The 19,672-nt window shown below is 56.3% G+C and carries 20 protein-coding genes; 10 read left to right on the forward strand and 10 right to left on the reverse strand.

Annotated elements, in window-relative coordinates; translation table 11 throughout:
• Nucleotides 1-444: 444 nt before the first annotated feature.
• Nucleotides 445-1,347: a DUF92 domain-containing protein gene (locus C4S74_RS20930; protein ID WP_103997287.1), complete on the reverse strand. Its 903-nt coding sequence runs from the start codon at nucleotides 1,345-1,347 to the stop codon at nucleotides 445-447.
• A 153-nt stretch (nucleotides 1,348-1,500) separates the two neighbouring features.
• Between C4S74_RS20930 and C4S74_RS20935 the strand changes: the two genes are divergently transcribed.
• The gene (locus tag C4S74_RS20935) at nucleotides 1,501-1,833 is read left to right on the forward strand and encodes a hypothetical protein (protein ID WP_103997288.1); all 333 of its coding nucleotides are present in this window, start codon (nucleotides 1,501-1,503) and stop codon (nucleotides 1,831-1,833) included.
• A gap of 81 nt (nucleotides 1,834-1,914) precedes the next feature.
• Here the strand turns inward: C4S74_RS20935 and C4S74_RS20940 are convergent, their stop codons facing one another.
• The 3 genes from C4S74_RS20940 to C4S74_RS20950 all read right to left on the reverse strand — a co-directional run bounded on the left by C4S74_RS20940 (nucleotide 1,915) and on the right by C4S74_RS20950 (nucleotide 5,349).
• Nucleotides 1,915-3,240 carry a CapA family protein gene (locus C4S74_RS20940; RefSeq protein ID WP_103997289.1) on the reverse strand — a complete coding sequence of 442 codons (1,326 nt, stop codon included), beginning with the start codon at nucleotides 3,238-3,240 and terminating at the stop codon, nucleotides 1,915-1,917.
• Between the two features lie 46 nt (nucleotides 3,241-3,286).
• Nucleotides 3,287-3,913, reverse strand: coding sequence for a fumarylacetoacetate hydrolase family protein (locus tag C4S74_RS20945; protein ID WP_103997290.1), 627 nt, complete (start codon nucleotides 3,911-3,913; stop codon nucleotides 3,287-3,289).
• A gap of 152 nt (nucleotides 3,914-4,065) precedes the next feature.
• Nucleotides 4,066-5,349: a spore coat protein gene (locus C4S74_RS20950; RefSeq protein WP_103997291.1), complete on the reverse strand. Its 1,284-nt coding sequence runs from the start codon at nucleotides 5,347-5,349 to the stop codon at nucleotides 4,066-4,068.
• Nucleotides 5,350-5,595: 246 nt separating this feature from the next.
• Here C4S74_RS20950 and C4S74_RS20955 point away from each other — a divergent pair, with 246 nt between their 5' ends.
• Nucleotides 5,596-6,807 (forward strand): MFS transporter, encoded by a 1,212-nt coding sequence (locus tag C4S74_RS20955; RefSeq protein WP_103997292.1) that lies wholly within the window; start codon nucleotides 5,596-5,598, stop codon nucleotides 6,805-6,807.
• 257 nt (nucleotides 6,808-7,064) lie between these two features.
• On the opposite strand, the gene C4S74_RS20960 is transcribed toward C4S74_RS20955, so the two are convergent.
• Nucleotides 7,065-7,739: an O-methyltransferase gene (locus C4S74_RS20960; protein ID WP_103997293.1), complete on the reverse strand. Its 675-nt coding sequence runs from the start codon at nucleotides 7,737-7,739 to the stop codon at nucleotides 7,065-7,067.
• Between the two features lie 273 nt (nucleotides 7,740-8,012).
• Between C4S74_RS20960 and C4S74_RS20965 the strand changes: the two genes are divergently transcribed.
• Both C4S74_RS20965 and C4S74_RS20970 read left to right on the forward strand, forming a co-directional pair.
• The gene (locus C4S74_RS20965) at nucleotides 8,013-9,173 is read left to right on the forward strand and encodes a class I SAM-dependent RNA methyltransferase (RefSeq protein ID WP_103997294.1); all 1,161 of its coding nucleotides are present in this window, start codon (nucleotides 8,013-8,015) and stop codon (nucleotides 9,171-9,173) included.
• 446 nt (nucleotides 9,174-9,619) lie between these two features.
• The gene (locus tag C4S74_RS20970; RefSeq protein WP_103997295.1) at nucleotides 9,620-9,862 is read left to right on the forward strand and encodes a hypothetical protein; all 243 of its coding nucleotides are present in this window, start codon (nucleotides 9,620-9,622) and stop codon (nucleotides 9,860-9,862) included.
• Nucleotides 9,863-10,068: 206 nt separating this feature from the next.
• Here the strand turns inward: C4S74_RS20970 and C4S74_RS20975 are convergent, their stop codons facing one another.
• The 3 genes from C4S74_RS20975 to C4S74_RS20985 form a co-directional block, all read right to left on the reverse strand.
• On the reverse strand, nucleotides 10,069-11,298 hold the full coding sequence (locus C4S74_RS20975) for an MFS transporter (protein WP_103997296.1): 1,230 nt from the start codon (nucleotides 11,296-11,298) through the stop codon (nucleotides 10,069-10,071).
• Nucleotides 11,299-11,629: 331 nt separating this feature from the next.
• Complete coding sequence (locus C4S74_RS20980) at nucleotides 11,630-12,577, reverse strand: aminopeptidase (RefSeq protein WP_103997396.1); 948 nt, start codon at nucleotides 12,575-12,577, stop codon at nucleotides 11,630-11,632.
• Between the two features lie 127 nt (nucleotides 12,578-12,704).
• The gene (locus C4S74_RS20985; protein ID WP_103997297.1) at nucleotides 12,705-13,730 is read right to left on the reverse strand and encodes a GNAT family N-acetyltransferase; all 1,026 of its coding nucleotides are present in this window, start codon (nucleotides 13,728-13,730) and stop codon (nucleotides 12,705-12,707) included.
• Between the two features lie 236 nt (nucleotides 13,731-13,966).
• Between C4S74_RS20985 and C4S74_RS20990 the strand changes: the two genes are divergently transcribed.
• On the forward strand, nucleotides 13,967-14,872 hold the full coding sequence (locus tag C4S74_RS20990; RefSeq protein ID WP_103997298.1) for a TIGR01777 family oxidoreductase: 906 nt from the start codon (nucleotides 13,967-13,969) through the stop codon (nucleotides 14,870-14,872).
• A gap of 65 nt (nucleotides 14,873-14,937) precedes the next feature.
• Here C4S74_RS20990 and C4S74_RS20995 read toward each other — a convergent pair whose 3' ends face one another.
• Nucleotides 14,938-15,159 carry a DUF1450 domain-containing protein gene (locus C4S74_RS20995; protein ID WP_103997299.1) on the reverse strand — a complete coding sequence of 74 codons (222 nt, stop codon included), beginning with the start codon at nucleotides 15,157-15,159 and terminating at the stop codon, nucleotides 14,938-14,940.
• The gene (locus tag C4S74_RS21000; RefSeq protein ID WP_103997300.1) at nucleotides 15,159-15,461 is read right to left on the reverse strand and encodes a heme biosynthesis protein HemY; all 303 of its coding nucleotides are present in this window, start codon (nucleotides 15,459-15,461) and stop codon (nucleotides 15,159-15,161) included. Before C4S74_RS21000 ends, C4S74_RS20995 begins: the two co-directional genes overlap by 1 nt.
• A gap of 108 nt (nucleotides 15,462-15,569) precedes the next feature.
• On the opposite strand from C4S74_RS21000, the gene fosB reads away from it, so the two are divergent.
• From fosB to C4S74_RS21025, 5 genes are all read left to right on the forward strand, one after another.
• Entirely contained in the window at nucleotides 15,570-16,004 is a 435-nt protein-coding gene (gene fosB, locus C4S74_RS21005) for a metallothiol transferase FosB (protein WP_103997301.1), read from the forward strand.
• Nucleotides 16,005-16,322: 318 nt separating this feature from the next.
• On the forward strand, nucleotides 16,323-17,069 hold the full coding sequence (gene map / locus C4S74_RS21010) for a type I methionyl aminopeptidase (RefSeq protein ID WP_103997302.1): 747 nt from the start codon (nucleotides 16,323-16,325) through the stop codon (nucleotides 17,067-17,069).
• A 177-nt stretch (nucleotides 17,070-17,246) separates the two neighbouring features.
• Nucleotides 17,247-18,353: a sporulation integral membrane protein YtvI gene (ytvI, locus tag C4S74_RS21015; RefSeq protein ID WP_103997303.1), complete on the forward strand. Its 1,107-nt coding sequence runs from the start codon at nucleotides 17,247-17,249 to the stop codon at nucleotides 18,351-18,353.
• 137 nt (nucleotides 18,354-18,490) lie between these two features.
• A complete protein-coding gene (gene lepB, locus C4S74_RS21020; RefSeq protein WP_103997397.1) occupies nucleotides 18,491-19,045 on the forward strand; it encodes a signal peptidase I in 555 nt (184 codons plus the stop codon).
• 208 nt (nucleotides 19,046-19,253) lie between these two features.
• Nucleotides 19,254-19,433 (forward strand): hypothetical protein, encoded by a 180-nt coding sequence (locus tag C4S74_RS21025; RefSeq protein ID WP_103997304.1) that lies wholly within the window; start codon nucleotides 19,254-19,256, stop codon nucleotides 19,431-19,433.
• Nucleotides 19,434-19,672: the final 239 nt, after the last annotated feature.

Below are 19,672 nucleotides of genomic sequence, written 5' to 3' on the forward strand. Positions count from 1 at the left end.
TCCTCCGTATAGTGCTTGAACTTTTGTCCTTTTCTCGCTGGCATAAAAAATGCACCCCCTAGAATTTCATCGGAATTACCCAAGGGTTTTTCCAATGTCCATTCTAAGGGGTGCATTTCAGGCTTTGGGTGGAGGTTTTTTGTTGGCCTTGCCGCGCAGAGGCAGAGTTTGCTGCTGCCGCTGGAGACACCGGCAGGGGCGAGGGTCCCCGACCCGCACGCCGCCTTGGTGCGAGCGCAGGCTGGATACGCTTGCGGTAAGCGCGGCCGCACCGGGTCGCGCCGGCGTTTGGCTTCGCGCCGTAAAGCACGGCACTGCTGCTCGCCGGCGGCCTTCGCCTGCAGCGACAGCCGCTCCGGGCAGCACTTTGCGGGGGCTGCACGCCTGCCGCCGGATACGCAGGCGGACAGCCGCCGTGCGCCAAGAGCGGTTGCGGCAGGCTGTTCACAGCCAGCCGGCGAGCAGAGCCGCCGCAAGCGCAGCGGCGCCGCCGAAGAGCGAACCGATGACGTTCACGGCATCGTTCGTCATCCAGGCGAAGCCCCGCAGCGGCTCGGCGGGCCGGCCGCAGTGGGAGCCGCGCTCGATGTCGCGGCCGCATACGACGCAGCGGTACATCGCCTGCCATTTCGCGCCGATCAGCGAATCGGACAGCGATCCGGCGAGGCCGCCGGCAAGACCCGCCGCGAGCAGCGGCAGCAGCGTCTCCAGCGGGTGCGGCGCCGCGGCGGTCAGCATGACGGCTGCCTGCTGGCCCGCTGCCGCAGCGCCGGCGTCAGCGGCTCCCGTGACCGCGCCGCTCCCCAGCCTGGCGAGCAGCCACGCCGCTGCGCCGATGAAAAGCCCGCCCGCACACGTCGCAAGCAGACCGAGGGCAGTAACGCCGCCCGATGTGCCGGGGGCGACTTTGCGGCCCGTCAGGATAGAGCGGGGTGCGGTCCGGCTCAATCCGCCGATTTCCGTAGCCCAGGTGTCGGCCGTGACGGAGGCCATAACGCCTACGAAAGCGGCCCACCATGCGGGATGAGGAGCGGCCACCGAGCCGATGCAGAGCAGAAGGCCCAGCCCCCCGTTTGCCGCCACTTGGCCGGCATCTCTGTTGCCGCCCTTTGCGTAGCCCGATTCGATGGCCGCCTTGCGCTTGTGCTTGTACTTGGACAGCAGCGTGGAGGCGACAAAAAACGCGATAAGGGTTCCGAACCAGGCTGCCGATCCGAGCGAATACATGAGCGTGCCCAAAATTACCGCCGCGGCTGCACCCGACACGGTCAAGGATCGCTTCGAATAAGCGGCCCCCGCCACCAGGACGCTCCCCAGCAGCCCTATCCATATATCCGTTCCCGACATCTTCTCATCTCCCCTTCTTTCATCTTAAAATCGCCGGCAAACTCTCCCGCACAAATCCGCGCCTGCGGACCGCGGGTTTCGTTTTCCGTATTTCGGGTAAAAATAAACATAGATCCCGTATCACACATTCGTTTCTGAGGGGAGATTTTAATCATGGAAAACAACCAAAACAAACCGAACGAGGACATCAACCCGATTACGGATGAAAATAAGCACAACCCTTACACCAATCAAAAAAATAACGTGCGTCAATATGAGAACGAAGATCTCGAATCCGTAAAAGAGCATGAATATCATGACGCCAAGCAAAATTCCGCGGATCGCGATATTCATCAGGTCATGAACGGCTCGATGGCGCCGGATATGGACGAAATCAAACAGCTCGGCAAAGACATGGATGGCATGAAAACCAACGAGGATCTTACGGAGGAAGGCCTTCTTCCCGATCCGATCCAGAACGAGCGCGAAGAAGAAGCTTCCCGCTGATTTCTATCCCTTTCCATTATGGCAAAAATCGTTCATTCACGCAAAACACACCCCCTTTAGGGAGGTGTGTTTTCTGCTTTGTCAGGCAGCGGGTTCAATGGCTTTGCCGCGTATCTTGACACCGTATGAGACGGACTGGAGAAATTCCATCTGCTTTTTGTCGTAAGCCGCATCCCGTTTCACAATCTGATCTTTTTGAATGTAGTACGGGTTGAATTCCGCCGTTATTTTTCCGTTGACCAGTTTTAAGGTAAGAAGTCCGGTGTCCGCTTTCGCGTCTTTGACATAATCGGGGAACAAAAAGTTGCCGATGGAGTATGCGATAGGCTTGCCTTTGTAAAATTCGAATCCCTGAAGAACGTGCACATGGCTGCCGATGATTCCGTCCGCCCCCGCATCGATCATTTCTTTGGCAAAAGTCCGCTGCCACTCTTCCGGTTTGTGGTTTTTCTCCACTCCCCAGTGCATGTAGACAAACACGTAATCGGCGTCCTTCGCTTCTTTGCGGATGACCGGCAGAACGGCGGATTTTTCGTAAGCCTGGGCGATCCCGGGCGTATCGGGACCCGCAAACCAGTCCCGGGTCGGAATGAACCGGGAAAACGCGAGAAATTTAATCCTGGCCCCATTGATTTCAACGGTCTTGGCTTTGTAAGCTTCCGCGGCATTGCGGCCGCCTCCGATATAGGGCAGCCCCGCCTGCTTCAAATGATTCAACGTGTCCAGAAAGCCCTGCCTGCCGAAGTCGAGCACATGATTGTTTGCTATGGAAACGAGATCGAACCCCGCATTTTTCAACCCTTTAAGGGAGGGTGGGTCCGATTTGAAATTATAAAGCTGGTTCGTATCCTTCTCGGTCGCGTCGGTCACGGACGTTTCCAAATTCACGAAAGCGTAATCCGCCTTGGAAACTTCCGCTTTTACGAACTGAAAGGGATAATCCGGCCCCTTCTTCCGGATCGTTTCCTTTACGGACCAATCCATCAGAGCGTCTCCGGCAAAGACAAGATTGACTGCGGCATGATCACCCGCTTTTTTGCGTACGGCCGGTGCCGGTTCCGGCGAAACCTGCGGTTTGCCTGCTCCCTTGGCACTCCCGCCGGCAGCCGGTTTATCCCCCGCTTTGGCTTCGGATTTGCCGGCCGGTTCGTCAGGGAGGGTCTCCGCCGATTCTTCCGCCTTATCGGGTGCCGGAGATGCAGCGGGAGCGGGTGTTTTAGCGGGAGACGGAGCCGTAGAAGGAGATGGTGGGGCAGCTCCGGCCGCCTCGGAGGGAGGCTGCTCCAAAGCAATGGCCGGCTGCAGCGAGGCCGCGTCCATTTTTATTTTGACAAGCAGCAGTCCTGTTACGAGAACGGCGCTGAAGACGGCGGACACGATAAGCAGCGTCAGTCGCTGATTCTTCATCGGTATCCTCTGCTTTCCGCGGCAGGACAGTTCATCCTATCCCTCCTTACAGCTTGACTGTGCAGCGGCCCGCGGTTTCCCCGCCCCAGAGAAGCTCGAACACATCCCCGTCCGCGCAGGCCCCGACACCGGCAGGCGTACCGGTATAAATCAGATCTCCGGCTCCGAGTCCGTAATTTGTCCCCACATAATCGACGATAGCCTGAAGCGGGAAGATCATATCCCCGACATGGCCCCGCTGAACGGTCTCGCCGTTGCGTACCGTTTTGAATTCCGTCTTTTCCAGTTCGGCGGCACCGGGAAAAGGGCGAAGCGGGCCCAGAGCGGCGGAGTTCAAAAATCCTTTGGCAGCCAGCCAAGGATGGCCTTTTTTCTTCAAGACGCTTTGAACGTCACGGAGGGTGAAATCAATCCCCAGACCGAATGAATCGACAAGTTCATCCACGGTCATCCCCGGTGAATAGGACTTGGAAATATGAATAACGAGCTCTCCCTCGTAGTGGATTTCTCCTTTGCCCTGAGGCAGCTCCAGCAAATCGTCTTCCATTGCGGCAAGCGCATGGGTCGGTTTCGTAAAAATCATCGGCTCTTCCGGAACGTCATTGCCCAGCTCGGCGGCATGAAGCTTATAGTTGCGTCCTACACAGTAAATGTTGCGTACAGTTTCCGTCATCGGTCACTCAACTCCCCGTTCTGAATAAGGGCATGTATGGAAAAAAGGCCCTCTAGCGATTATAAACGTTCCGCCAGGGGGCCTCAAGGAGAACACCGGTTTAAAATTGATTTAGAAGAGGCTTTCCGGCTGTGAAAGTTACGCCTCCCGCCTTACTGAACCGGATTGGAGGATGAATCGCCCGCTTTGGAAGTCAGCGCGCCGCTGTCCGTCTCATCCGTTTTCTCGTCCTGTCCGCCTCTTTGCGGGCTGGCGGGCGTCTGGGCATGAGAAGCTTGCTTGCCTCCCGCGGAGGAAGAGCCGTAGCTGGTTGTATGCTGCTGCGTGCCGCTGTGCTGCTGGATTCCGCTTCCGGTTTGCGGCGGGTAATTGCGCTCACCCGAATACGGGGAGTTCTGCGTCTGGGAACCGTTAAGGTTGGTTCCATGCAGGCCGGACGCCTGAGTGTATGACGCGTTTTGCGTCTGGTACAGCGCCTGCTGGCCCGCACTCTCATACCCGTATGCGGAACCGTAGCCGGACGCCGTTCCTCCCGAGTACGAGGCCGGCTGAACGGAGCCGTAGACATTCGGCTGCCGGCCTTGTCCCTTGTAGGCTGCGCCGCCGTTTGAGGAAGACGGATAGCCGGCTGCAGTGAGGCCGTAAGCGGAGTAACCGCCGTTATCCGGCTGTGCGCCGCCGTAACCGCCGTTATAGCCGTAGGCGTCCGAATGCTGATTTTGCTGCTGATGGTTTAGCGGCGTGTAACTTTGCTGCTGGCCGCCGCCGGCTCCCGGATAGCCGTACAAGTGATTTTGAGCGTATTCGGGAGCATGGCCGAATTCCTGAGCATAGCCGTAGCCTTGACCGTAGCCTTGGTCATAGTGTCTCGCCGGCTGGCCCAAATCCGTTTCATGAACAGGCTGGAACGTGTGCAGGTACGTTTTGGCCGTATGATCGTGAAGGGTCGGCACCTGATATTGTCCTTGGCTGTTCATGAACAGAAACACTTCGTAGGCGTGATCCGCAGCCGCGTCGGCTGCCGTGAGAAGCATCCGGCGGACGTTGGGATCGGCACATTCCAGCGCGGCGGTCATCTGATTTTTCGCGCTGTTTTTGTGGCAGCAGAGCATCGCGGATAAAATCTGCTCATCATTGAACGAGCCGTCCGTTCCGGGCGCGACCGGTGCAGGACGGCGCAATCCGTACAAAATATCCTGTACGGAAACGAACGGCGGCTGGCCGTAGGGAGCTTGTCCACGCGCGGCGCTGTAGTCGTGCGTGTAGGCGACCAGCTCGTTATAGTGCTGCACGCCCGCTTGAAGATGGTGCTCGGCGATCGCTCTTACCTGCGGATGCCGGGCCTGCCGGGCGTAGAAAGAAAAATGCTGGATCATATTTATTTTTTCGGTCAACACTTCGTGGACCTCTAGCGTTTCGTGGGCTCCGAACGGCATGAAAAACAGCTCCTTTTGTAAGTTCTTTTACGCTTACAATTCCCTTTCCATGGAAAATTTATGCATAGAAAGTTTGTCGCCTCCACCTTACTTTGGTTAAAGATAAGGTAGGAACTACAGATGCATGCGTACGGAGAGCCATACGGAGCTGAAGGAAAAAATATTTTCTTTTTGTGATATAATAAGGGGATGAATTCCAGGACGGCACAAAAGTAAAGCATTGACAACTAGAAATGGGGGGATTCCATGATCAATTGGAGAGTAAACTTGGCGGTTTTGTGGGTCGGGCAGTTCTTCGTAATGGCGGGCATGACCATGATCATGCCGTTTCTGCCTTTATATCTCAAAGAGATGGGCCTGCAGGACGCTCAGGAAATCGCGACTTGGACAGGCATTATTTTTGCCGGCAACTTTGTCACCTCCTTCCTGTTCCAGCCGTTCTGGGGAGGAATGGCCGACCGCTACGGGCGCAAAGTGATGCTCCTGCGCTCCGGCTTCGGAATGGCGGTCGTCATGACGACGATGGGTTTTGCGCATGCGCCGTGGGTACTCCTGCTGCTGAGACTCGTGAACGGCACGATCTCCGGGTACGCTCCCGCTTCCGTCGCCCTGATGTCCACGAACACGCCGCGCGAGCATATCGGATTTGCGATGGGAACGCTCCAGTCGGGTGCCGTCGCCGGTTCCATTCTCGGCCCGTTTATCGGCGGTCTGCTGGCCGAGCTTATCGGCTTCCGTTACATTTTCTATGTAACCGGAGCCATGCTGTTTATCGCTTCGATAGTGACGATGCTGCTGGTCAAGGAGAAATTCAATGCGGCCGAAGCCAAAAAGCAGCCGAAAATATCGGTCATGCAAGGCTATAAAGATCTGAGGCCGATCCGCCAGCTGCCGACGCTGTATTCGATCACCTTCGTGATCCAGTTCTCCATCCAGTGCTCCATGCCGCTGATGGCCCTCTTCGTCGAGGAGCTCCACGGCTCGGGTGAACTGCTCGCCTTCTACGCGGGACTTGTCGCGTCCATCACCGGGTTCTCGAACATGGTGGCCGCCCCGCTGCTCGGAAAATTGTCGGACAGGATCGGTCCGCAGCGCATCCTGTTCGTCTCGCTGATCGGCGCCGCCATTTTCTTCATCCCGCAGGCCTTCGTGCAGAACGTCTGGCAGCTGATGGCGGCCCGGTTCTGTCTCGGGATTTTTATCGGCGGACTTCTGCCGACGGTCAATTCCCTGATCCGGACGTACACGCCGGTCGGAATGGAAAGCCGCTCGTACAGCTTCAACACGAGCGCCCTGGCTCTCGGCAATATGCTGGGACCTGTTATCGGCGGCGCCCTGTCCGGCTTCCTGAACATCCGCGAATTGTTCCTGTTCGCGACCGTCATGCTTGCCATTAACGCGGCCTGGTCTTACCGCACGCTGCTCGGCAAGCATAAGATTTCGGACGGCACGCTGTAGAGTACGGACGAGACGCTTGTCGGGCCGGCGCGCTCTGTCTAGGCCTCCGGCTTAATACAAGAGCCCCGGAGAAGCGTCGTGTGATTGACCACCGTCATGTGACGCCGGTCACCGCGCGCCCGAGCTTCGAGCGGTACGGAAAAACTGCACAAAAAGAACGATCCTTCCCGGGCTGCGTCCGGGCGGATCGTTCTTTTTGTGTTTGGCGAAGCTCTTGTGTGGGCGGAAGATATCCGCAAACGCACGCTGACGGACCCCTATTTTACACGCGCCACCGCAAGCCCGTCGTAGGCGGGGAGCATCGTGCTTTCCAGGCGCGGATCGGAAGCGAACCGACGATTGAACTCTCTCATCGCTTCAACCGATTTCTTCGTAACGGCCGCATCGATCGTCCGGCCCCGCATCAAAATATTATCTCCTATGATAATGGCGCCCGGGTTGGCCAGCTCGATGGCATAGTCCAAATAAGCCGGATAATTCACTTTGTCCGCATCGATAAAGAAGAAGTCGAACTTCGCGCCTTCCTCCTTCAGCGCGGCCAGACTTTCTGAGGCATCGGCCACCCGGTACCCGACCTTGTCCCCGAAGCCGGCCTTCGTCACGTTCTCCAGCGCCGTTTCCGCAAAAGCGGCGTTTACTTCCAGGGAAAGCACCTTCCCGCCGTCGTCCAGCCCTCTGGCCAAACAAATGGCGCTGTATCCGCCCAAGGCTCCGATTTCAAGCACCTGCCTGGCTCCCGTCAGCCTCACCAGCATGGTGAGAAGCCGTCCGTAACCGGGGGCAACCGAGATATCGGGCATGTTATTGGCGCGGATAGCCTCTTTAACAAGCTCCAGCGCCTCATCCTCCGCATACAGGGCCTCTAAATATTGTTCCGGCCCCAGCGCCGCCTTTTCCAAGTCCTCGTTCGTTCCATCCGTTAATTTTCCCACGGATCATTCCTCTTTTCTGCCTATGTATTCAGAAACCGCCTTTCCTCGAAAAGCAGCTCTGGAACAGCCGGATTATCGGCCACATCAAACGTGCCATGCGATACAGGGACTCCTTCTTGCGTACGGCGTCTGACCGTGAGGTCATTGTATATGAAAAAACAAGCGCATTCAACCGTCCCGAGGCCGATTTCGGCAAGATTGGCATTTGTCTCCCGCGCCTCTTTCGCCTATACTTAGAAATTACACGGATACCACCCGAAAGGAAATGAAAGCATGGCTAAATTGGATTTGATCGCCACCTGTCCCATGGGGCTGGAAGCGATCGTAGCAAGAGAGGTCAAAGAGCTCGGATACGAGGATGTCACCGTCGAGAACGGGCGGGTTACGTTCACCGGGGACGAGACGGCGATTTGCCGGACGAACCTGTGGCTCCGTACCGCAGACCGCATACTTGTCAAAATGGGGCAATTTGAAGCACGGACTTTCGATGATTTGTTTGAAGGCACCAAAGCACTCGACTGGCCCGCCTGGATTCCCGAATACGGCGAATTCCCCGTAGAGGGCCGTTCCCATAAATCACAGCTTTCCAGCGTCCCGGCCTGCCAGGGAATCGTTAAAAAAGCCGTCGTTGAGAAAATGAAAGAACGCTATCAAACGGACTGGTTCGAAGAAGACGGTCCCCGCTATGTGATCGAGGTCGCTCTGCTTAACGATATCGCCACGCTGACCATCGATACGACGGGCCCGAGCCTGCACAAGCGGGGATACCGGAAGCTCGTGACGGAGGCTCCGCTCAAGGAAACGATGGCTGCGGCTCTGGTGAACCTGAGCCGCTGGAAGCCCGACCGTCCCCTCTACGATCCGTTCTGCGGATCCGGCACGATTCTGATCGAAGCCGCCATGTCCGGCTGGAATATCGCGCCCGGCCTGCGCCGCTCCTTCCCCTCGGAGGAATGGGACATCATCGGCCGGAACCGCTGGGAGCAGGCCCGGGAAGAGGCTTATGATTCCCTGAACGACGACATTCCGCTGGAGATAGCGGGCTCCGACATCGACCCGAAAGCGATCGAGGTCGCACAGGCGGCCGCCAAAGCGGCCGGCCTCTCCAAGGAGCTGAAGTTTTACGTGGAGCCGGTAGCCAAAGCGAGACCGCGCAGTGACTTCGGCTGCCTGATCACCAATCCCCCTTACGGCGAACGGCTCGGCGAGCAGAAGGAAGTGGAACGTGTGCTCCGCCAGCTCGGACAGCTGACCGGCTCGCTGCATACGTGGAGCACGTTCGTCCTGTCCCCGAGCAAGCAGCTGGAGCATTATTTTACCCGTCCGGCCGACAAGCGCCGCAAGCTGTTCAACGGACGGATCGAATGCCAGCTGTATCAATATTTCGGACCGCTGCCTCCGCGCCGCCGGAATACGGAAACTGCGGAACAATAGCAGAGATTCGCTGCTGCAAGGTAAACCGGACCCCCGGCTCATTCGATGATCGAATGAGCCGGGGGTTTATTGGTTCTTCCGCATGCTTTCATGCCAAAGCCGGAATTATCCGGTGACTTCGTCGATACCGTCATGCGTGACTGCACGGCGCCCGCCGGCTGCCGCGAGCCCAGGCAGGAATATAAATCCCGGTCACTCCAAATCAAGACGCCAAGGCTTGCGGAACTCCAAGTCAGCGGAATATCTGTGCTGAATATTATCGTGACTACTCGGGCCCGGAAAACCAGGCCTATATACTCATAAATCCCATAAAAAAGCTTTGAATTAAAACAAATTTGATAAATTTTTGATAAAATCTTCCCATTTTACTTTGGATATGGTACTATTTGCATAGGAAATAGTACCCAATTTTTCGGACTATTCAATTGTTTATAGGGGGAACCGCTATGCAAGGTATAATGGCGCTTGTTTTATTTTTTATCTCTATGCTCACGTTCGCAGCTCTCGTTCATTCGAAATCGAAAGACCCGGGCCGGCGGTTCCGCTTCCTGCATCGTCCGCTGTTCCGCAAAACGGCCGTAGTCGTTTCCGTACTCGCGTTTCTTCTTGCGGTCGTAGTCAGCCCCAAAGCGGATGACGGTGTGCAGACCGAGGGAAAGCTTACGACAGCGGCCGTTACGGTACGCTAAAGTCCGGAAATCAAGAGTGAACACCGCTCACCGGTTCCGCTCCAACCCATAACGCGATAAATCAAAAACGGCCCCCAACCGCTTGTATGCGGACGGAAAGGCCGTTTTTTTAGCAGGATAAGCACGAATATGCGGCACATTCGCTATACAGCCGGGCTGCCGCTGTCATGCGACGCCCCAGCGTGCGCCGGGTACTGCGCAACTTATTAGACGGATCGGGTCGCCGTTCCGTATTCGCTTTCTATCCGTTTTGTAAGAAGGTGACTTCCACGCCAATATAAAAACGAACTCATGACCGTTACAACCGCCATTACCAGAAACATATGGCCGCCGATCGAGGCAAGCAGGAGACCGCCGATCCATGGCCCGACAAAATGCCCGAGACTGGTAAGGGTCTGCGCTCCGAAATACGTGCCGCGCATATGGTCCGGAGCGATTTTGTCCATGAGCATCGTCGACGCCGGGAAATTGAGCGTCTCCCCTATGGTGAAGACGACCATCGAAGCGATAAGCAGCAGCCAGTGCCCCGAAAGCGCGAAGCCGACGTCCCCGAGCGCGAACAGAATATTCCCCACGACGATCGCCGTAAGCGGTGACTTCCGGTCCGCCAGCTTGGACAACGGGATCTGAAGCACGATGACGGTGACGGCATTGACGCTCATCATCACCGCGAACAGCTTGACCCCCTGTGCAAAATTTTCGTTCACGTACTGCGACAAGGTAATGGACATCTGGGAATAACCGACCGCTCCGATCATCCCGCCAAGCAGCTGGTAGCGCAAAATCATGTCCTTGCGGACGACCCTCCATGCGGCGGCGAACGTTACCCTTTCCTTGACTTCCTTGGATACGGTTTGAACCTTAAATTTTCTCATCATGACGACGAGGAAGATTCCGTAGAACAAGTATACGATCCCTGTAAGAAGAAAAGGCAGAGAGCCTTTCACCATCCCGAAGGCCGCACCGAGCAGAGGACCTACCGCGACTCCGACATTGATCGCCAGATAGCGGAGCGAGTACACCTGCAGCCGTTTTTCTTTTTCGGTCAAATCCGCCATGAGAGCTTGGGAAACCGGTTCGTAGAACGAACGGCAAAGGCCGCTGACCAGATTAAGCAGAAGAAACAGCAAAGGATGGGTAACCAGGGAAAAGCCGACAAAAACGGCGGCCCATGTAAACAGCGCTCCCTGCATGACCACCTTGCGGCCGATCCGGTCCGAGAGCGTCCCCCCGATAAAGCCGCCTACCGTCCCCGCCAGCGAGCTTGCTCCGATAACAAGTCCGATCATTCCTTTGCTCATATCCGTAGTGGCAACGAGGTAAAGCGCCAGAAACGGCATACTCATGGACGAAGCTGCCCGCGCCATCACTGTACCGAACAGAAGCGTGTGCACGAGCGGATGATACGAAGATAAAAAATGCCGTATTCGATTCAAGCCAATCAGTCTCCTTCCGAACATTTCCGGGTATCCGGCCGACCGGGTAACCAGGAAGGCATTCGTTTACCTTCGGTCAATTGTTGTATATTTTTGTTATTATACACGACAATTCGTCCAGCACAACAAAAAAATCTTGCCGTCCGGTAAGGACAGCAAGATCAAGAACGGAGGACCCGGGCTCTTCCGCCCGTCAGGAGACTTTAAGCCGGACGTTTGGACGATCGCCACATCAGGCGTCACTGCTCCCTTTATACGTTGCGGCGTTGCCTGACAAACGTCCGGGGAAGAGCATGTGTCCGGGCGGCGGATCAAATAAGATCAGACGAGATCAGACGAGCAGACGCCCGTTTTCCAAAATCAGCTCTCCGTCGATATACACGCGGGGGGAAAGCACCATGAGGTCGATATGGACGCCGGCCGCTACGGTTCCGCCGAACGTATTGTTGCTTCCGAAGGCCACATGGATCGTGCCGTATACCTTCTCGTCCTCAAGCACGACGCCGGTGATCCGGGCTTTGTCGTTCGTGCCGATGCCGAACTCGCCCAGCAGCCGGCCGTCCCCGCCGCCAAGCATGGCAAGCAGAGCCTCGCCCTGCTCCCCGTCCGCTCCGACAAGGCGGCCGTTCTCCACGGTCAGCGTGAGCGGGGACGTCACCTTGCCCAGACCGGCAATGGAACCGTCCACGAGCAGCGTGCCCGAGGCGGACCCTTCCACCGGGGCGATATAGCCTTCTCCCGAAGGGAGGTTGCCCGATTCGCCCGGATTCAGATAGACGCCCGTGCTGGGCACGCCCGGTCTGCCCTCAATCGAGAAGGTGAGCGCCGTGTGCTCCTTCTCGATCGTAACCCGGCTTCCGGCCGTCAGCCGGGCGGTCACGCGCTCGGTCAGCTCGCGCACCTGTGCGTAGTCGGCCGAGATCGCCCCTTCACGGAACATGTCTTCCGTGATGGTCGGCATCGTCGCCACGCGCGTGCCGTTTGCGGCCGCTTCCTTGCGCGCGCCCGTATGCGTCAGCGAGTGCTGGGTCAGGCAGACGGCCACGTCCGCCTCGCGCATCGCCGCCGCAACCGGAGCCGGAGGCTCCTGGCCGGATTTCTCGCGGTGCTTCATGACGACGAGGGAGGCGTCGGCCCCCAGTTCCAGTCCGGCCTGATGGACATGCTCGGCTAGCTCTTTCTTATAGTCGTCGGCCACGACGACAAGCAGCTCGCCCGGCTTAACGCCAAGGCTGGACTGCAGCAGCGATTTACTGATCTCAATTAGGGAACGGTCCATACTCATCGTTACATTCTCCTTTAAATCTTTCGGATTGCCCGGCCATGCCGGGCTGACGGCCCCAGGTTTCTTGCGCAGCGGGGACGCCGCCAGCCTTCCTGCCGGCCGGAGCTGTCCTGCTATCGTATCACGCCCGGCCTTCTACCGTCATGTCCCTGACCATCCAGACCATCTCGTGAGCGGTTCGAAATCCTCTCTCCTCCAGCAGGCGGAGCAAATCCGTCCGGCTCGAAGGAATATGAGACGCAGTGAGTGAGGCTCCTCCGTGTCTGTCCAGAACGGCCTCCAGCAGAGTTCTGAGCACCGCCTCGGGATCCCGGTTGTCGGGCGAGGCTTCGCACTGGTAAAGTGTAACGCCGGCAAGTTTGCCCGAAGCTTCATAGACCCGCTGGTACAGGGCGTAGCCGGCCGGCTCGCCGTCTTCGAACGCGATCAGCGACTCTCCCGCCGGCAAACTGGCCCAATGCCCCTTCCACGCACCCAGGGCCGGATAGAACGGCAGGAGGCCGGCGTCTCTGGCGGTGCCGTGGCGCAGCGTGTATCGACCGGCGGCATCGTTATGCCGCGCCGCTGCCGTTAAGCCGCCGGAGGCATTGGCAGACCCGCCGGCGCGTACAGCCGCTGCGTCGGTCTCGGCGGCCGCCGGAGGCAGCGCATTGTCCAAGGCTCCCCGGCTCTCGCCGGTCACCTCTGCCGGACCGCCGCCTGCAGACCCGCCCGCTTTTCGGAGCGCCAGCAGCGTGTCCCGGGTGACGTATCCCACGCTTTCATAGAGAGCGATCGCCGGGGCATTATCCGCAAACGCTTCGATCGTAGCCGTATCGACGCCTTCTTGGCGGTAAATGTCCAGTGCGGCTTCGATCAGCTTACGGCCGACTCCTTGGCCCCTGTACGCCGGAATGATTCCGGTGCCCCCGTTCCAGGAAATTTTACGGCCCCCCGCCAAGCGAATTCCGGTCAAAACAAACCCTACCGGCTGTTCCCCGTCGAAAGCGACAATGGAATGCTGCGGCGATAATTGATCATATGCCTGTCTCGTCATATAGGCACCCGGATTTGTCGTCATGTCGACAAAGTACCCGGAAAACCCTTCGTTCCATACCTGAACGGCCTGGTCTAGTGTACATTCGGTTAATTTTCGGATAGCAATCATCTGTCTTTTCCTCCTCTTCCCTATGTATCCCTCTATTGTACACCATCGATAATCCGGTTAAAAACCGCTTTCGGCTCCTTCTTCGTTCCGGGCCGCCCGCGCTTTTGCGTTCAAAAGTACTAGCTTTGTCCCGGCGCAAGTCCGCAAAGGTCCCTGAAAAGTTCCGCCCTGAGCAGGTTTGTGGAAAAAAACGGTTCGTCATATAATGGAAATTAGAGAGAAGGAGGAGAGAGCTCATGCGAATTGCCATCAGCGGAGGAACGGGGTTTATCGGCCGCCACCTTATCGCCCATTTCAAAAAGCTGGGAGAGGAACTCATTCTCGTTTCCCGTTCGGCTTCCGGGCATTCTTATGCGGGCGTCCAAACCGTGACCTGGTCGGAAATCGAGCTTAATCCCCGGTATCTTGAAGGCATAGACGCCTGGATCAATCTGGCCGGCTCTACCATTAATCAGCGCTGGAGCGAAACCGCAAAGCGCCAGATACTCGCTTCCCGCCTGAAAACGACGGCGGCTGTCGCTTCAGCCGTTAAAGCCTTGGACAATAAGCCCCCGGTAGTCGTAAACGCTTCGGCTATGGCGATTTACGGCACATCCGAAACCCATACATACGATGAATTCAGTCCCGTCCGCGCCGACGATTTCCTGGCGGAAGTCGTGAAAGAATGGGAGGAGGCCGCTGACCGGATACCCGCGGAACGGATCGTCAAAATCCGTACGGGTCTCGTGCTCGGAACAGACGGGGGAGCCTTTCCGAAAATGGCCCTTCCGTTCAAATTCGGCGCAGGCGGCCGGATCGGCAGCGGCAACCAGTGGATGTCGTGGATTCATATCGCGGATATGGTCGCGTTAATCGATGCCTGCATCCGCAACGACGAAATCTCGGGCCCCGTAAACGCCACGGCCCCCCATCCGGTCCGTAACCGGGAATTCGCCCAGACGCTGGGCGGCGTCCTGCGGCGGCCTCATGTCCTGCCCCTTCCCGCCTTCGCCTTGAAGCTTGTCCTCGGGGAGCTTTCCATGCTGCTGCTGGAGGGGCAGCGGGTTCTTCCCCGCAAGCTGCTAGAGCATGAATTCCGCTTCCGCTTTCCGAAGCTGGAAGAAGCGCTTCTTGATCTGACCGGCGCCAAAAGCCCCGCCTGAATAACCGGATGCCGGTTTGAGGGCAACAAAAAAAAACGGCCCGGTTCCCCGGGCCGTTTCTTTGGCTACTTCACAAACTTCTTCGCATACTCGATCGCTTCGTCTTCGGTCGGCGCTTTGATATAACGGCCGTTAATAAAAACGAATGCGTAGCGGGCGCAAGGTCCGCAGTATGATTTGCAGCCGACTTTGACTTCGGCATCCGATGCAAGCTTCTGAAGCTTAGGCAGAGCCGTTTTCACCCGCATATGCTTGCATTTATCGCAAATCCGGATATCATTAGCCATTAATGATCTCCGTGATTGCCTTTGCTCGGATTCGTGATCATGAATCCTTCTTGCGGAACGTAGAAGTAATCGATCCGGATGCCGTCGAGCAGCGGCTCGTCTTTCTCCAGCAGGACGTCAATCTCCTTATCGGTAGAAACGACTACATCTTTATCCGTTTGTGTATCGAGACCAAGCGCATAGTGAGCGTGATCGCCGTGATTGTGGCTTACCTGGACGCGGACCAGAAGACCCTGGTTCTCTTCTTTCTCCAGTTCGAGTTTCAAAACTTTGGCTGCGTTGCGCGAAATTTTGACGTTCATAGTGTAGTCACATCTCCTGAAAAGTTATCATTCTTTCTTTTAATCTTTATTGTAAAGAAAGCTTCGCATGAAATCAACAAGAAGTCGCAAGCCGGAGGAGGCAAAGCCGTGACAATTCGCGGGATCAACCATCTGCTCGTTTCCGTTTCCGACCTGGAGCGGTCGATCCGATTCTATCAGGAGGCGCTCGGCGCCACGCTTCTCGTTAAAGGGCGTTCCCTAGCCTATTTCGACCTCGGCGGCCTTTGGCTTGCCCTGAATACCGAGCCGGATATCCCCCGCAGCGAGATCCGCCAGTCCTATACCCATCTCGCTTTTACGGTAGATGAGGAGGATCTGCCCGCCCTGGAAGCGAAGCTTGCCGCCTGCGGAGCCCTTCTTCCTGGCCGGGAGCGGCACAGCCGGGACAAAAGCTCCCTCTATTTCGAAGATCCCGACGGGCATAAATTCGAATTTCACACCGGCACGCTTCGGGACAGACTGGACTACTACCGGGCGGAAAAAGGGCACATGCAGTTTTTCGGCGATCCGCCGGGGGATTAAAGGTTCCGGGAGAGGAAACTCGCATGCTTCCGGCTTCCGGGTCATCGGCGCAGCGCCGCGTGACGGACCGCCGCATAAGCTGATTGTACGGCAGGGAAAAATCGCCCCGCCCGATTTGAATTTTTTGCGGTAATTTTATACTATGGAATTTAGGCTTTCTCACGGGCTTTGGAGAGCTTTTTAAGTTACGCTGACCTTTATCGGGATATCAATCGCACCAAGCGGCGTCTTTTTTTGACCCGAACGAAACTAGAAGCTGCCGAAAGGTCATACTGATGGAATATACAAATAATTCGGCAGAGGAGATGGATCGCTCTTATGGTAACGATTAAGACCAAAGACGAAATTGAAAAAATGCACCGGGCCGGCAGGCTTCTGGCGGCATGCCACCGCGAAATCGCGAAAATGATCCGCCCGGGCGTAACCACCTGGGAAATCGATCAGTTCACGGAACAGTTCCTGCACGAGAACGGCGCTACGCCTGAACAGAAAGGGTACAAAGGGTACCAGTATGCGACCTGCGCCTCCGTGAACGATGTTATCTGCCACGGCTTTCCGAAGAAGGAGCCGTTGAATAACGGGGATATCGTGACCATCGATATGGTTGTCAAACTGGACGGCTGGCTCGCGGATTCCGCCTGGTCCTATGCGGTCGGCACGGTTTCCGAGGAAGCCGGCAACCTGCTTGAGACGACGAAGGAATCCTTGTACAAAGGCATCGAGCAGGCGGTGATCGGCAACCGGATCGGCGATATCGCCCATGCGATTCAAGTGTTCGCGGAAGAACGCGGCTATTCGGTCGTCCGCGACTTCACGGGCCACGGAATCGGCCAGAAGATGCACGAGGAGCCCCAGGTGCCCCACTACGGCCCGGCCGGCCGCGGCACGAGGCTCAAGGAGGGCATGGTGCTGACGATCGAGCCGATGCTCAATACGGGCATGTACTTCGCCACCGTGGATCTCGACGGCTGGACCGCCCGTACGGTGGACGGAAGCCTGTCCGCCCAATACGAGCACACCATCGCCATCACGCAGGACGGACCGCTCATTCTGACTGCGCAGTAACCGCGGTTCTCCTGCAGCCGGGAGACTGACGGGCAGCATGCCTGAAGCTTGCGACCTGTCCGTCCCCGGTTATTTTCTACCTACATAACCTGCCAAAGCATGGCAAACCTGCCCGGCAACTACCCTGTCATCCCCCACACGTCCTGCCAGCGGCCATAACGATTACGGAGGAATGCTATGATATCGTTTTATAAACGGTACTACAAAACCATCCTGGATATTGGGCTGATCGTCCTCACCGTTTTTCTGTTCATGAAATTGTTCAGCTTTATTTACTCGATCGCCACGCCGATTTTCTGGGCTTTCATCATTTTTGCCATGATCGAGCCCCTCGCCCGCTTCCTGAACCGCAGGGGATTGAAAAAAATGCTCGCGACGACGATTTCGACGCTGCTTTTCATCCTCGTCATACTGGCCGTCTTTACCGGAGCGGGATTTCTCTTTACGAGCCAGATCGACAATCTGGTTACGGCACTTCCTAAGTATACCCAGATGCTTCAGGAGCAAATTACAAAACGTACGATCGATCTGCAAAACAGCATCGAGGCGCTTCCTCCCGATGTGATCGAGAAATCCAGGGAAATCGCCAATCAGATGGCGACGAAAGCGACAAGCTTCGCCACGAATTTCCTGAAAACCCTGCTTAATTTCTTAACCAGCGGCGTCATGGGACTCGTTACTTCTTTTTCGACATTTATGCTGAATTTCGTAGCCGGCGTCATCCTGGCCTTCTTCCTTTCCCTTGAAATCGACTGGTGGAAAAAGAACGCCCGCGAAAAAACGCCCAAAACGTTCCGCAAAGCGTTCGATTTTCTCCGCGAGAACGTTATCAAAGGCATCGTGAGCTACCTGAAATCCCAGCTCATTCTTATCTCTATCACGTTCGTGATGGTTCTGGTCTCGCTCATGATTCTCGGCATCAACAACGCTTTTACGATCTCGCTGCTGGCCGCTTTCTTCGATGTGCTGCCGCTGCTCGGCGTCTCGACCCTGTTCGTGCCGTGGATCGTGTACCACTTTATCGCGGGAAGCACGATGACGGGCGTCTGGCTGACCGTCGTGCTGGCTGTAGTCGTTCTCGTCCGGCAGGTGCTGGAGCCCAAGATTACGGGCGAGTCGCTCGGGGTATCCGCTTTTACGATGCTGTCCTTTATGATCATTTCCCTGTCGTTATTCGGGGTTGCAGGGGTTATTCTTTCCCCGATCCTCATTATTCTCATCAAAGCGTTGTATGACCAGGGCTATCTGCGCAAATGGATCCGTTCTCCCGAGGATGAATATTAGACCCGCCCGTTAAGACAAGCTTAAACATGAAAGAGGCCCGGACGGCCTCTTTTTTTTGTCTAGGCGTGAACAGCCGTGATATACTCAAGCTAAGAGAAATTTATGAGATTTGTAAACCGGAAGGCAGGGAATTTGCGATGAATAAGGTGGCAAAAGAAATTGGAGGCTGGGCGCTTTCCCTCGGAATCGCGTTCGTCATTGCACTCGTTATCGGAATCTTCGGTATTCAGCCGACCAAGGTGCTGGGCCATTCGATGGACCCGACTCTATCCGACCAGGAACGTATTTACGTATCGAAATTGTCGCACACGCTGGGCTACGAGCCTGACTACGGGGACATCGTCATTATCGACAGCCGCGTAAGCCGGGAGCGTACGCTGAAAGACGACATCATGGAACACCCGCTGTTTTCGCTGCTGAGCGGTAAAGTGGACGATAACCTGTATGTCAAACGCGTCATCGGCAAAGCCGGCGATAAGCTCCAGTTCAAAGACAACAAAGTATACCGCAACGGACAGCCTCTGGACGAGCCCTATCTCAACGAAACGATGCTGTATGAATCGAATGAGGAAATTACCGTCCCCGCGGACCATGTCTTCGTGATGGGAGATAACCGCAACAACAGCAAAGACAGCCGCGATATCGGACCCGTTCCGCTGGATCACGTGCTGGGCATCAAGATCAACGGTTAATTCCCCGATTAAAAACAGAGTTTTTCGGATCATCCCGAAGCTCTGTTTTTTTCCTTTTATTGTGTGCAGCCTATTGAGCGACCTTACATCATGTGTTATATTAAAAAGGCGGACTACGAACACTTTCCGCCTTGCACCCGGCAAACATTCATCGCTTCCGAAACCGAGCAGTCGCACCCCTAATCTGGATTGACAAGGAGTGAAGTACATGAATGCCAATCTGCACATTCCCCAAGGGGACGATACGATTCTTGTTGAAATGACCGTTAAGGAAGCCATGGCCCTCTCCGGACAGAAGTTTAACTCGGACCATAAGGTGGAAACCGAAGCCATCAAGAAAGTCAAAAAAAGTTTGGAGAACCGTCTGATCTCGGGCGTTTCACAATAATTTTTTTAAAAAGCCGACCTTGAAAGGGGTTACATCCCCGGTTCAGGGTCTTTTTTATGGGTTCTTTTGGCCTTCGCGAAGGAGAGCGGGGCGGCAATCCGGAGACCCGTATAGAAAACCCGCCGTGCCGCATACTAAGCTTCGTACACGTGCTCTGTCATGACCAATCCGACCGGACAGGGGGTGATGTCAGTGTCTCACAAACAGCAGGGCCACGCCCGGCAAAACACGACGACCCG

The sequence above is a fragment of the Paenibacillus sp. UNC499MF genome, assembly GCF_900107975.1.
GTDB lineage: Bacteria > Bacillota > Bacilli > Paenibacillales > NBRC-103111 > Paenibacillus_F.

What these genes read in the sequence shown, in the direction of transcription:
- C4S74_RS20930 (WP_103997287.1), bottom strand. Translation starts at nt 1,347, where the DNA reads ATGTCGGGAACGGATATATGGATAGGGCTGCTGGGGAGCGTCCTGGTG.
- C4S74_RS20935 (WP_103997288.1), top strand. Translation starts at nt 1,501, where the DNA reads ATGGAAAACAACCAAAACAAACCGAACGAGGACATCAACCCGATTACG.
- C4S74_RS20940 (WP_103997289.1), bottom strand. Translation starts at nt 3,240, where the DNA reads ATGAAGAATCAGCGACTGACGCTGCTTATCGTGTCCGCCGTCTTCAGC.
- C4S74_RS20945 (WP_103997290.1), bottom strand. Translation starts at nt 3,913, where the DNA reads ATGACGGAAACTGTACGCAACATTTACTGTGTAGGACGCAACTATAAG.
- C4S74_RS20950 (WP_103997291.1), bottom strand. Translation starts at nt 5,349, where the DNA reads ATGCCGTTCGGAGCCCACGAAACGCTAGAGGTCCACGAAGTGTTGACC.
- C4S74_RS20955 (WP_103997292.1), top strand. Translation starts at nt 5,596, where the DNA reads ATGATCAATTGGAGAGTAAACTTGGCGGTTTTGTGGGTCGGGCAGTTC.
- C4S74_RS20965 (WP_103997294.1), top strand. Translation starts at nt 8,013, where the DNA reads ATGGCTAAATTGGATTTGATCGCCACCTGTCCCATGGGGCTGGAAGCG.
- C4S74_RS20970 (WP_103997295.1), top strand. Translation starts at nt 9,620, where the DNA reads ATGCAAGGTATAATGGCGCTTGTTTTATTTTTTATCTCTATGCTCACG.
- C4S74_RS20980 (WP_103997396.1), bottom strand. Translation starts at nt 12,577, where the DNA reads ATGGACCGTTCCCTAATTGAGATCAGTAAATCGCTGCTGCAGTCCAGC.
- C4S74_RS20985 (WP_103997297.1), bottom strand. Translation starts at nt 13,730, where the DNA reads ATGATTGCTATCCGAAAATTAACCGAATGTACACTAGACCAGGCCGTT.
- C4S74_RS20990 (WP_103997298.1), top strand. Translation starts at nt 13,967, where the DNA reads ATGCGAATTGCCATCAGCGGAGGAACGGGGTTTATCGGCCGCCACCTT.
- C4S74_RS20995 (WP_103997299.1), bottom strand. Translation starts at nt 15,159, where the DNA reads ATGGCTAATGATATCCGGATTTGCGATAAATGCAAGCATATGCGGGTG.
- C4S74_RS21000 (WP_103997300.1), bottom strand. Translation starts at nt 15,461, where the DNA reads ATGAACGTCAAAATTTCGCGCAACGCAGCCAAAGTTTTGAAACTCGAA.
- map (WP_103997302.1), top strand. Translation starts at nt 16,323, where the DNA reads ATGGTAACGATTAAGACCAAAGACGAAATTGAAAAAATGCACCGGGCC.
- ytvI (WP_103997303.1), top strand. Translation starts at nt 17,247, where the DNA reads ATGATATCGTTTTATAAACGGTACTACAAAACCATCCTGGATATTGGG.
- lepB (WP_103997397.1), top strand. Translation starts at nt 18,491, where the DNA reads ATGAATAAGGTGGCAAAAGAAATTGGAGGCTGGGCGCTTTCCCTCGGA.
- C4S74_RS21025 (WP_103997304.1), top strand. Translation starts at nt 19,254, where the DNA reads ATGAATGCCAATCTGCACATTCCCCAAGGGGACGATACGATTCTTGTT.